A 10,791-nucleotide genomic window follows, 5' to 3' on the forward strand; every position below is an offset into this window, starting at 1 on the left:
TGGATTCGGTAATGGGCGGCGAAACAACTCGCCGCCCTGGGTGATTAGAGCTGAATGCCTTCGCGGCGCGCGATGGTCGGGATGTCCTTGTCGCCACGGCCGGACAGGTTGACCAGGATGACCTGGTCCTTGTCCAGCGTGGGCGCCAGGCGCTTGGCATAGGCCAGCGCGTGGCTCGACTCCAGCGCCGGGATGATGCCTTCGAAGCGGCACAGATCGTGGAACGCAGCGAGTGCCTCGTCATCGGTGGCGGCGACATATTCGGCGCGACCGATGTCCTTGAGATAGCTGTGTTCCGGGCCGACGCCCGGATAATCGAGGCCGGCGGAGATCGAATGCGTTTCGATGATCTGGCCGTTCTCGTCCTGCATCAGATAGGTGCGGTTGCCGTGCAGCACGCCCGGCTTGGCATTGGCGGTCAGCGGCGCGGCATGGCGGCCGGTATCGAGTCCATCGCCACCGGCTTCGACGCCGATCAGACGCACGCCTGGCACCTCGATATAGGGATGGAAGATGCCGATCGCGTTGGAGCCACCACCGACGCACGCCACCACGGCATCGGGCTGGCGACCGATCAGATCGACCATCTGCGTCTTGCATTCATCACCGATCACACACTGGAAGTCGCGCACCAGCATCGGGTACGGGTGCGGGCCGGCACAGGTGCCGATGATGTAATAGGTGGAATCGACGTTGGTCACCCAGTCACGCATCGCCTCGTTCATCGCGTCCTTCAGCGTCTTGGACCCTGACGACACCGGCACCACCTGGGCACCCAAGAGCTTCATGCGATAGACGTTGGGCGACTGGCGGGCGACGTCCTCGGCGCCCATATAGACCACGCATTCGAGACCGTAGCGGGCGGCGACCGTGGCGGAGGCCACGCCGTGCTGGCCGGCGCCGGTCTCGGCGATCACGCGCTTCTTGCCCATGCGTCGGGCCAGCAGCGCCTGGCCGATGGTGTTGTTCACCTTGTGCGCGCCGGTGTGGTTCAGGTCTTCGCGCTTGAGGTAGATCTGCGCGCCGCCGAGCAGCTCGGACCAGCGCTTGGCGTGATAGATCGGGCTGGGGCGGCCGACGTAGTGCTTGAGCTCGTAGCGGAACTCAGCCATGAAGTCCGGATCCTGGGTCGCCTTTTCGTACTCGATGCGCAACTCGTCGAGTGCCGTCATCAGCGTTTCGGCGACGTAGATGCCGCCAAACTGGCCGAAGTGGCCGCGCTCATCCGGCTGGGCGTAGCGGAGGAAGTCGTTCATGTCGTTCTCACTCGATCAAGCTGCGTGCACCGCTTGGATGAACGCCGCAATTTTATTGAGGTCCTTGATACCACGGCCACTCTCGACGCCACTGGAGACATCGACAGCCCATGGCTTGACTGCTTGCACCGCGTCCCTGGCATTGTGCGGCGCAAGCCCGCCAGAGAGGATCAGCGGCAGCGGCAGAGCGACCGGCAACAGCGACCAATCGAAGGCTTCGCCGGTACCACCGGGCACGCCCGGCACGTAGGCATCGACCAGAAGGCCGCGCGCGTCGCGGTAGCGGGCGGCGTATTCTAGCAAATTTACATCGTGTTTAACCCGTACCGCTTTCAGGTAGGGACGGCCGAAGCTGCGGCAGTACTCGGGGCTCTCGTCGCCATGGAACTGCAGCAGATCGAGCGGCACCTGCGCCAGCACCTCGCGCACCACTTCAGGCTCGGCGTCGACAAACAGGCCCACGCTCGCAACGAAAGCCGGCAAGGCCGCGCAGATCGCGGCGGCGGTGGCGATGTCGACATGACGCGGGCTCGCCCCATAGAAGACCAGGCCTATCGCGTCCGCGCCCAGGCGCGCGGTCTGCGCGGCAGTCTCGGGATCGCGCAGGCCGCAAATTTTGATACGTGGAATCAAGACAGGTCTCGCTTCAGATCAGTCCGTGCCTGGGCTCGGGTTCACTGGCCAGGCCGAATTCGGACGGATAGCTTACACCGGCGAGGTAAAGCCCGTCCGGCATGAAGGTGGGCGCCGCTGCCGAACGGTCACGCGCATGCAACAACTCGCCCATCCACTCTGGCGGCCGGTTGCCTTTGGCGACAAAGAGCAGCGAGCCCATCAGATTGCGCACCATGTGATGCAAAAAGGCGTCGGCGGAAAAATCGAAGGTCAGCAGCGTGCCATGGGCGTGGACGTCCAGCCGATGCAGTGTCTTGACCGGGCTGGGTGCCTGGCACTCCGCCGCGCGAAAACTGGTGAAGTCGTGCGTGCCTTGCAGCAGCGCCGCCGCCCCGCGCAAGCGCTCGAGATCGAGCTCCTGATGCACCCACCCTACCCGCCCGGCCAGCAAGGCCGGCCGCACCGGATGCTGCAGCAACAGATAACGATAGTGGCGTGCCGTGGCGCAGAAACGGGCATGAAAGGCATCCGGCACCACCTGGGCCCACAATACGGCAACACCCGCTGGCAGAAAGCTGTTCACGCCGCGCACCCAGGCAGTCAGCGGGCGCTGCACGGCGGTCTCAAAATGGACGATCTGCCGCGCGGCATGCACGCCCGCATCGGTGCGCCCAGCCGCATGCGCGCGCACCGGATGCCCCGCCATGCGCGCCAGCGCTTCCTCCAGCGCAGCCTGCACCGTCGGCTCAGAGGGCTGGATCTGCCAGCCGGAAAAGGCACGGCCGTCGTATTCGACGGCAAGCGCGTACTTCATCGCGGTCCAATCAGTTGGTCATCCAAGCCGCTGCCAGCGTTGCCAGCAGCCCCATCGTCAGTGCGCCCAACACGGCGCGCTGCGCGGCGGTCATCGCCAAGGGGCGCCATTCTACGTCAGGCATCACACCGGCGTCGCTCTCCAATTGTGCCAACGCGCGCCATAGCGAGCGCGGTTGCATGGGCGTTGCCAGCAACGCATCGACCTGGGCCAGCGTCAGCGACAATCGGAGCGCCGCGCGGCTGCGATCGAACCCTAAGAGCGTCAACGGGGCAAGCAGCGTATACAAGCCGGCCAGCAACCGCTCGCGCACCATGCCCGACAGCAATAAGCGCAAGGTGAGGATCACGCCCGCCAAGCGGAGCATTTGCAGCCCACCTGCGCACAGGCCTTCAAAGGTGGGCGAGCACCAGCTCGGCCAGACATAACGGCCAGGCACGCTCCAGCCGTAGATCAGCACGATGCTCAGCATCAGGCGGCTACTGCGGCGCAACCCCGTCAGCGCCGGGCGACCGCCCTGCCACGCCACCAGGACCAGCATGGACGCCACCACAAAGACAAGTGGCGCGGGCTGCATCAGCTGCAGGCCACACGCCACCCAACACCACAACAAGAGGCGCTGGGCCGGATGGGCCCAGCTTATCTCACTCACAGATTATCGAGCAGGCCACGTGCCTCCTGCTGCTGCGCCGCATTCCCCTCGCTCATGGCCTCTTGCAGGATTTCACGCGCGCCTTCCACGTCTCCCATATCGATATAGGCGCGAGCCAGGTCAATCTTGGTCTGCACCGGATCCTCAGCCGAGAAATCCAGCTCGCTGACGGTGTCCTGCTCCAGATCGATCAGGGGCTCAACATCCGCTGTCGACGCCGCGGTCGGCGCATCGAGGTTGAAGTCGAAATCGAGATCGATCGCCTGGGGCGCAGCCGCAACCGGTTCGGCCACGGTAGGCGCATCCAGCTCGGCCATACCGAGCGAGAGATCCGCCACCGGAGCACGGGCTGCAATCTCCGGCTCGCTCGGCTGATCCAGATCGAGACCGAAGTCCAGATCACTGAAATCCGCCGTCGCGGCAGGCGGCGTAGGAGCTGCAGCCTCACCCGGCACGACAAACGCATCGAGATCGAAATCGAGGTTGTCGGCAACAACCGGTTCAGGCGCGGCAACCGGTGCCGGCTCACGCTGCGGGACCGGGGCCGGCTCGCCACTGAAACCAAGATCGAGATCGATCGGCGCAGCGGCAGCCGCGGCGGCTACGGCCGTGGTTTCACCGAAGGAAGCCGGGGCCGGCGACTCGATCATCGGTGCAGCACGAGCGCCATCCTTGTGCGCATACAACGGGTTTTCCGGATCCAGGTTGCGGCCCATATACGAAGCCTGCTCCCACACCGGACCCGCGCCATTGGTCTTGGCAAAGAGATCGGCCGCGACTTCCTCGAACGAGGTCTTGTCCTTGCGCGCCGAATAGATTTCCAGCAGCTTCATGCGGATCTCGTTGCGCGATGCATCCTTGGACAGCGCATCCTTGAGGATTTCCTCGGCCTGGCTGTCACGGCCGTAGGCCATGTAGACCTCTGCCTCGGCAATCGGATCGACTTCATCGGTGTCGATGGTACCGAGACCCTGACGACTGAAATCGGTCAGAAAAGAGTTTTCGGTCGGCTGGGTGCTGATCACGGCCCCACCGGTGCTACCCAGCACGGTATTGGGTTTGAGATCGCCGCCCGTGATGATGCTGTCCTCGAAAACGGCCGGACGACGACGACGCGCCCAGAGCAAGCCGCCAACACCGAGCAAGAGCACGCCGAGGCCACCGCCGAGCAGCAAGGGGTTGTCCAGGAGGCCAGACAGGAACGACGGCTCTTCTTCAACCGGCGCCTCGATCTCGACCGGGGCGCGACGCTTCTTGGGTTGCGGCGCGGAGGCGGGTTCGCTCGCCGCCGGAACGACGGCAGCCACGGAGGCCTCGGATGCGACGACCGATGCGATTGCCGGCGTCGGTACCGCGGTCGGCTCCGGCGTCGGGGTCGGTGCGGGCGTCGGTGCCGCAGTCGGGGTCGGAACATTCTTACCGCCGGTCTTGGGCAGCGTCTTGTTCAGATCCTTGACCAGCTTTTCCAGCTCGCCCACACGCTGATTGGCTTCGTCGAGCGCCTTCTGACGCGCCGCGGCCTCTTCTTCCAGCGTGCGGATACGTGCCTGGGCGTCGCCCGCCGCCTTGCCGCCCTTGGCGTCGCCGCCCTTGGACAGCTTCAAGCGATCCTGATTCTCGGCCTGGCTGCCGCCCTGATCTTCGACCTTGGCGGAAATCTTGCCCGAGGTGGATTGGCCCTGATCGGCAGCCGGCGCCTTCATCGCGCCTTCGGCCACCTGCTGGCGATAGGCACGCCAGTTGTCCGACTGCAGGCGAATTTCCTTGGCGGCCTCGCTGCGGCTGACGCCTTCCATTTCCTCGCGCGCCGGCACCCGCAGAATCTTGCCGCGCTTGAGGCGGTTCATATTGCCGGCGAACGCATCCGCGTTGGCGCGATACAAGGAAACCAGCACCTGGTCGAGGCTGACGCCTTCGGGCTTGACCTGCCCCGCAATCGACGACAACGTGTCGCCAGACTTGACCTCAATCTGATCGGCCCCGACCTGGCTGCCCGCAGTGTCGCTCGGCGCGGCGCTCTTGCCACGCGCCGGCTTGGACGACGCCTCGCCCTTGGCTGACGTGGTCGGCTTGCTCGCGACGGGTGCCGGTGTCTTGCCGGACAAACGACCCGGCAAGGTGGTGCTCGGACGCTGCGCCGTATAGTCCACCGGATCGATCAGCGCCGTATATTCACGCTGGATGCGGCCACCGGCCCAGTTGAGTTCCAGCAGCAGATCGAGGAACGGCTCGCCGATCGGCTGCGATGAATTGACTGCCACATAGTACTGGCCACCGCCGCGCTTTTCGATATTGAAGCGCAGGCCCAGCGAGCCGGGCGGGTACTGGATGTTGGCATTGGCGAATGCATCCGGGGAGGCCAGGCTCACCACCAGGGAATCGGCTTCCTCCGGGGTGACCGCGACGAGATCGATCTCGGCACGGAACGGCTGCCCCAGACCCGATTGCACATTTAGCCGGCCCAGCCCGGCCGCGTTCGCATATAACGGCGCGGCTAGCATCATGGCCAATACGCAGGCCTTGATTCTTGGTTTGCTCAGCACGATTTCCCCCAGGTAGCTCATTATTTGGCCCGACTTGTGTAGCTTACATCGGGCAGTGAACATATCATCAGCTTCGGCGCATATGCAAGGCAGAACAAGGGCTGGCGGCGCTTTGTTGCAGATATGGCGAATTCACCAATTCATCCGGAACATAGCCCAAAAAACATATTTTTTAACTGTCAATCCCGATCAGGGGCAAAATCCCGCCGAGTATCCAGCCCAAAGACCTCGTCGCAATGCACGTTACGCTGCCGCGGCACCCTTGCCAGACACCAATGGGCACAGGCCCAGCGCCAGCACTCCTTCACATCCGCGCGCAGCAAATCATCCGGCGGACGCTGCCCCAAGAGACGCAACGCCAGATATAGACTGGAAACCGCCTCTTTTGCCCGCAGCGATGGCGCAAGCGTCTGCTTGCTGAGCTTTTCGCCGCGCGCATTCACCAGCACCGGCACATGAACATACGCCGTTTCGCGATAACCCAGACAATGCTGCAAATAGCGCTGGCGCGGCGCGGAATCAAGCAGGTCCGCACCACGCACGATGTCGGTCACACCTTGCTCCGCATCATCGACCACCACGGCGAGCTGGTAGGCAAAGAGGCCGTCGGCGCGCTTGACGACGAAATCCCCCACCTCGCTCGCCAGCCGCTGCTCACACCAGCCCTGCACGCCGTCCTCAAAACCCTGCACGACATCCGCCACCCGCAGGCGCCACGCTCGCGGATCCCGCCCCGCAGCAATACCGCCGCGGCATGTCCCCGGATAGACCGGCCCGTCGATGCCCGCCCGGGCGATCGCCGCCACTTCCTTGCGCGTGCAGGCGCAAGGATAGACCTGCCCGCTCGCGATCAGGTGCTGCAGCGCGGCCTCATAGCGATCGAGTCGCTCGCTCTGGCGCAACACCGCGCCATCCCACTCGAAACCGTAGGCCTCGAGCTGCGCGAGAATACGGCCCTCGGCACCTTGCACCATCCGCGGCGGATCGAGATCCTCGATCCGCACCAGCCACTGCCCGCCACGCACCCTCGCCTCGAGATAACTGGCCACCGCGGCGAGCAAGGAGCCCAGATGCAGATCACCCGTGGGACTGGGAGCAAAGCGCCCGCGGTAGGCGCCAGAGGCCGGGCTCACGCCGGATTCTTTATAAATAGCCACGATGTCGTTCGTATTGGCAGGAGCTTTGTTAAAATAGCAGACTATTTTCCGGCAAAGACCGCCCCTAGAGAAGGATTTCGTCCATGACTTACGTTGTCACCGATGCCTGTGTGAAGTGCAAGTACACCGACTGCGTCGATGTCTGTCCCGTCGACTGCTTCCACGAAGGCCCGAACTTCCTGGTGATCGATCCGGACGAGTGCATCGACTGCACGCTGTGCGTGGCCGAATGCCCGGTCGAAGCCATCTACGCGGAAGATGACGTACCAGCCGAGATGCAGGACTACATCGCGCTCAATGCCGAGCTCGCCAAGAACTGGCCCACCATCGTCGAGAAGAAGGACCCGCTACCCGATCACGAAGAATGGGCGGGCAAGGTCGGCAAGATCGAGCTGGTCGAGCGCTGAGCTTGAGCAGGCCGGTGATTACGTAGTACAATCGCCGGCTTGGTTTTCCCCTTGCCTGACCGGCGTCGCTGACGGCAGGCTTCAACCCGCAAGGAGCATACATGCGACACTATGAAATCGTGTTTATTGTGCACCCGGATCAAAGCGAGCAAGTGCCCGCCATGATCGAACGTTACAAGGCTGTGATCTCGGCCGGCAACGGTCAGGTGCATCGCCTGGAAGACTGGGGCCGCCGCCAGCTGGCATTCCCGATCCAGAAGATCCATAAGGCACATTACGTGCTGATGAACGTCGAAATCGGCCAAGAAACCCTGGACGAACTCGAGCACGCCTTCAAGTTCAACGATGCCGTGCTGCGTCACCTCACCATCAAGACCGATGCTGCCGTTACCGAAGCATCGCCGATGATGAAGGAAGAAAAGTCCAAGTCGCTGACGCCGCAAGCTGGCCAAGAAGGCCTGGCTGCAGCCTAAGTGCTGACCCGCAACCGGGTCTTGCTGGGTGGCACGCTCATCGAACTCGCCCCGCTACGCTATACCCCCGCAGGCATTGCGGTTCAACAGCTGGTCATCAGCCATGAATCGCAGCAGGTGGAATGCGGTACGGAACGTCGTGTTCTGGCGCAGGTAAAGGCAATAGCGATCGGCGACAAGGCAGCGCCACTAAGTCATTTGGTAATCGGGCAGCAACTGGTGGTCAAAGGCTTTTTGGCCGCAACCAGCCAGCGTTATCCGGACCGACTCGCGTTGCACATCGACGAATACGAATTGTTGAATTGAGGTAATACCATGTCTCGCAATCTGTTCAAGCGGAAAAAATTCTGCCGCTTCACCGCCGAAGGCATCAAGGATATCGATTACAAGGATATCGGCCTGCTGAAGGATTTCATTGCTGAAAACGGCAAGATCATTCCGGCTCGCATCACCGGCACCAAGGCGCGCTATCAGCGTCAACTGTCGGCTGCGATCAAGCGCGCGCGCTTCCTGGCGCTGCTGCCGTACACCGACCTGCACTAAGCCGAGGAGAATCAGCCATGCAAATCATTCTGCTCGAAAAAGTCGCGAACCTCGGCACCCTGGGTGACGTGGTCAAGGTCAAGGACGGTTACGCCCGTAACTTCCTGATTCCGCAAGGCAAGGCTCGCCGCGCCACCGAATCGAACCTGCAGGACTTCGAAGCGCGTCGCGCCGAACTCGAAGCCCGTCAGGCCGATATCCTGACCGCCGCACAAGGCCGCGCCGAGAAGTTGAACGGCGCCACCATCAGCATCGCCCAGAAGGCGGGTGTCGATGGCCGCCTGTTCGGTTCGGTCGGCACGGTCGACATCGCTGATGCGGTTACCGCCACCGGCGTCGAAGTGAAGAAGTTCGAAGTGCGCCTGCCGGAAGGCCCGCTGAAGCAAATCGGCGAATACGACATCACGTTGTCGCTGCACCACGATGTCAACGTCGACGTCAAGGTCGTTGTGACCTCCGCTGCCTGATTTCGGCTGCCACGTCGTACCCAGAACGGGGGTGTCGCGAGACACCCCCGTTTTGCATGGGCGCGACACCTGCACACGGCACTCACTATAATCCGCTTGTACCCCCTTCCTGCAGCAAGGCATGGCCCAGAATCCCACCGACATTGCCCGCGAAACGCTGAAGCAACTGGCCATGCGCCGCATCCTGCCGACACCCGACCATTATGGCGAGATCTATCACGCCATCGCCGGGACGCCGGAATCCGAGCGCATCCATCCGCTGCTGCCCATACTCGTCGCCATGCTGGCGGGCTTGCCGCGCCAGACACCCGAGATCAGGCGCCATATCGCAGCCATCCAGGAAGCTGGCCGCAAGGAGGACTGGGAGAGCATCCCGCCCATGCTGTTGCATAGCGTCCAGCAACAAGGCACCCAGGCCCAGCTCACCCGTGGCTGGGCCGACCTGATCCGCGAGCTCATCAAGCATTGGGAAGCGCGCAGCCGCTACACCATTGCGCAAAAGCGCGAGTCGCTGGAACGGGTGCTGATCAACTTCGGCGGCGATGCCGAGGCGCTGAACGAAAAACTCGATGGACTGGCAAGGGCCTGGAGCGAATCCGCACCCGACAGCAATCTGATCGACGTGGCCAGCAGCGAGAGCGCACGTGCCACCGGCGATGCAGGCAGCTGGGGGGATTGGCGCACGGCCCTCGTCAGCGTCTTGGAAATCGGCCTCGCCGGCCGCCTTTCTGCCTACCCCGAGCTCGCCGCCGAGACGCGCTCGCTCGCCAGAGAGGCCGAGGCGGTCGGTAGCGAAGCCGATCTGCAGCAGCTGGTGCCACGGCTGAAGAAGTTCTGGCTGAGGTTGGAGCTTGCCAGTGACCAGGAACAGCGGCTATGCGACGGGCTGCTGAACCTGCTGCGGCTGCTGACCAGCAATATGAGCGAACTGGTGGTCGAGGATGAATGGCTGCATGGCCAGATCGCCACCGTCCAGGACATCGTCGCCCAGCCACTCGACATGAATCTGATCTACGACGCCGAGATCGGCATCAAGGAAGTGATCTACAAGCAAAGCCTGCTCAAGCAAAACCTGCTCGAGGCGCAGGCTGCGGTCAAAAACATGATCGCCACTTTTGTCGATCGCCTGGGCTTTATCTCCAACAGCACCGATCAATATCACACCCGCATCAGCCAATACGCCGAGCAGATCCAGCAAGCCAACAACGTCGGCACGCTGCGCACCGTGATGGAAGGCCTGGTACAGGACACGCGCTCGATGCAGCTCGATGTACAGCGCAGCCGTGACGAGCTGCTGCTGGCCAGGCAACAGGCCGATGCGGCCGAAACCCGGGTGCACGAACTGGAGCGCGAAATGCGCGCCATCAGCGAACAGGTTCGCTCTGACCAGCTGACGGGCGCATTGAACCGACGCGGGCTGGAGGAAACGTATGTCATCGAGGCGGCCCGGATCGAACGCGCCGGCGGCAAGCTGGCGGTGGCACTGCTCGACATCGACAACTTCAAGCAGCTGAATGACCAGAGCGGCCATGCCGCCGGCGACAGCGCATTGATACACCTGGTGCAGGTCATCAAGGATCTGCTGCGCCCCACCGACGTGGTCGCCCGCTATGGCGGCGAGGAATTCGTGCTATTGCTGCCCGATACCGACCTCGACCAGGCCGAACAGGTATTGCAACGGCTACAGCGCGAGCTGACGCGTCGCTTCTTCCTGCACGAGAATCGCAAGCTGCTGATCACCTTCAGCGCCGGCGTGACGCTGGCGCGCAGCGGCGAAGACCGGCTGGCCGTGCTGACCCGCGCCGATGAAGCAATGTATCGCGCCAAGCAATCCGGGAAGAATCGCGTCGAAATCGCGCCCTGA

12 protein-coding genes are annotated in these 10,791 nt (G+C 63.1%); 6 read left to right on the forward strand and 6 right to left on the reverse strand.

The window, feature by feature from the left end:
- Positions 1-44: 44 nt before the first annotated feature.
- From trpB to gluQRS, 6 genes are all read right to left on the reverse strand, one after another.
- Positions 45-1,256, reverse strand: a complete 1,212-nt coding sequence (trpB, locus tag NLI84_RS06450; protein WP_255989019.1) for a tryptophan synthase subunit beta — start codon at positions 1,254-1,256, stop codon at positions 45-47.
- Positions 1,257-1,271: 15 nt separating this feature from the next.
- Positions 1,272-1,889, reverse strand: a complete 618-nt coding sequence (locus tag NLI84_RS06455; RefSeq protein ID WP_255989021.1) for a phosphoribosylanthranilate isomerase — start codon at positions 1,887-1,889, stop codon at positions 1,272-1,274.
- Between the two features lie 13 nt (positions 1,890-1,902).
- On the reverse strand, positions 1,903-2,685 hold the full coding sequence (gene truA / locus NLI84_RS06460; RefSeq protein WP_255989022.1) for a tRNA pseudouridine(38-40) synthase TruA: 783 nt from the start codon (positions 2,683-2,685) through the stop codon (positions 1,903-1,905).
- Positions 2,686-2,695: 10 nt separating this feature from the next.
- The gene (locus NLI84_RS06465) at positions 2,696-3,337 is read right to left on the reverse strand and encodes a hypothetical protein (RefSeq protein ID WP_255989024.1); all 642 of its coding nucleotides are present in this window, start codon (positions 3,335-3,337) and stop codon (positions 2,696-2,698) included.
- Entirely contained in the window at positions 3,334-5,901 is a 2,568-nt protein-coding gene (locus tag NLI84_RS06470; RefSeq protein WP_255989025.1) for a motility hub landmark protein FimV, read from the reverse strand. Before NLI84_RS06470 ends, NLI84_RS06465 begins: the two co-directional genes overlap by 4 nt.
- A gap of 158 nt (positions 5,902-6,059) precedes the next feature.
- A complete protein-coding gene (gene gluQRS, locus NLI84_RS06475; protein ID WP_373316913.1) occupies positions 6,060-7,031 on the reverse strand; it encodes a tRNA glutamyl-Q(34) synthetase GluQRS in 972 nt (323 codons plus the stop codon).
- A gap of 89 nt (positions 7,032-7,120) precedes the next feature.
- On the opposite strand from gluQRS, the gene fdxA reads away from it, so the two are divergent.
- The 6 genes from fdxA (at position 7,121) to NLI84_RS06505 (ending at position 10,791) form a co-directional block, all read left to right on the forward strand.
- Positions 7,121-7,444, forward strand: coding sequence for a ferredoxin FdxA (gene fdxA / locus NLI84_RS06480; protein ID WP_255989026.1), 324 nt, complete (start codon positions 7,121-7,123; stop codon positions 7,442-7,444).
- A 101-nt stretch (positions 7,445-7,545) separates the two neighbouring features.
- A complete protein-coding gene (rpsF, locus tag NLI84_RS06485; protein ID WP_255989028.1) occupies positions 7,546-7,917 on the forward strand; it encodes a 30S ribosomal protein S6 in 372 nt (123 codons plus the stop codon).
- Positions 7,918-8,223, forward strand: coding sequence for a primosomal replication protein N (gene priB, locus NLI84_RS06490; protein WP_255989030.1), 306 nt, complete (start codon positions 7,918-7,920; stop codon positions 8,221-8,223).
- Positions 8,224-8,232: 9 nt separating this feature from the next.
- Complete coding sequence (gene rpsR, locus NLI84_RS06495) at positions 8,233-8,460, forward strand: 30S ribosomal protein S18 (protein ID WP_255989031.1); 228 nt, start codon at positions 8,233-8,235, stop codon at positions 8,458-8,460.
- A gap of 17 nt (positions 8,461-8,477) precedes the next feature.
- A complete protein-coding gene (gene rplI / locus NLI84_RS06500; RefSeq protein WP_255989032.1) occupies positions 8,478-8,927 on the forward strand; it encodes a 50S ribosomal protein L9 in 450 nt (149 codons plus the stop codon).
- Positions 8,928-9,048: 121 nt separating this feature from the next.
- Positions 9,049-10,791: a GGDEF domain-containing protein gene (locus NLI84_RS06505; RefSeq protein ID WP_255989033.1), complete on the forward strand. Its 1,743-nt coding sequence runs from the start codon at positions 9,049-9,051 to the stop codon at positions 10,789-10,791.

The organism is Chitinolyticbacter albus (assembly GCF_024437655.1).
GTDB classification, from domain to species: Bacteria; Pseudomonadota; Gammaproteobacteria; order Burkholderiales; family Chitinibacteraceae; genus Chitinolyticbacter; species Chitinolyticbacter albus.

Bases quoted from the DNA above. Each gene is read 5' to 3' on its own strand.
- trpB (WP_255989019.1), bottom strand. From the start codon at position 1,256: ATGAACGACTTCCTCCGCTACGCCCAGCCGGATGAGCGCGGCCACTTC.
- truA (WP_255989022.1), bottom strand. From the start codon at position 2,685: ATGAAGTACGCGCTTGCCGTCGAATACGACGGCCGTGCCTTTTCCGGC.
- NLI84_RS06470 (WP_255989025.1), bottom strand. From the start codon at position 5,901: ATGAGCTACCTGGGGGAAATCGTGCTGAGCAAACCAAGAATCAAGGCC.
- fdxA (WP_255989026.1), top strand. From the start codon at position 7,121: ATGACTTACGTTGTCACCGATGCCTGTGTGAAGTGCAAGTACACCGAC.
- rpsF (WP_255989028.1), top strand. From the start codon at position 7,546: ATGCGACACTATGAAATCGTGTTTATTGTGCACCCGGATCAAAGCGAG.
- rpsR (WP_255989031.1), top strand. From the start codon at position 8,233: ATGTCTCGCAATCTGTTCAAGCGGAAAAAATTCTGCCGCTTCACCGCC.
- rplI (WP_255989032.1), top strand. From the start codon at position 8,478: ATGCAAATCATTCTGCTCGAAAAAGTCGCGAACCTCGGCACCCTGGGT.
- NLI84_RS06505 (WP_255989033.1), top strand. From the start codon at position 9,049: ATGGCCCAGAATCCCACCGACATTGCCCGCGAAACGCTGAAGCAACTG.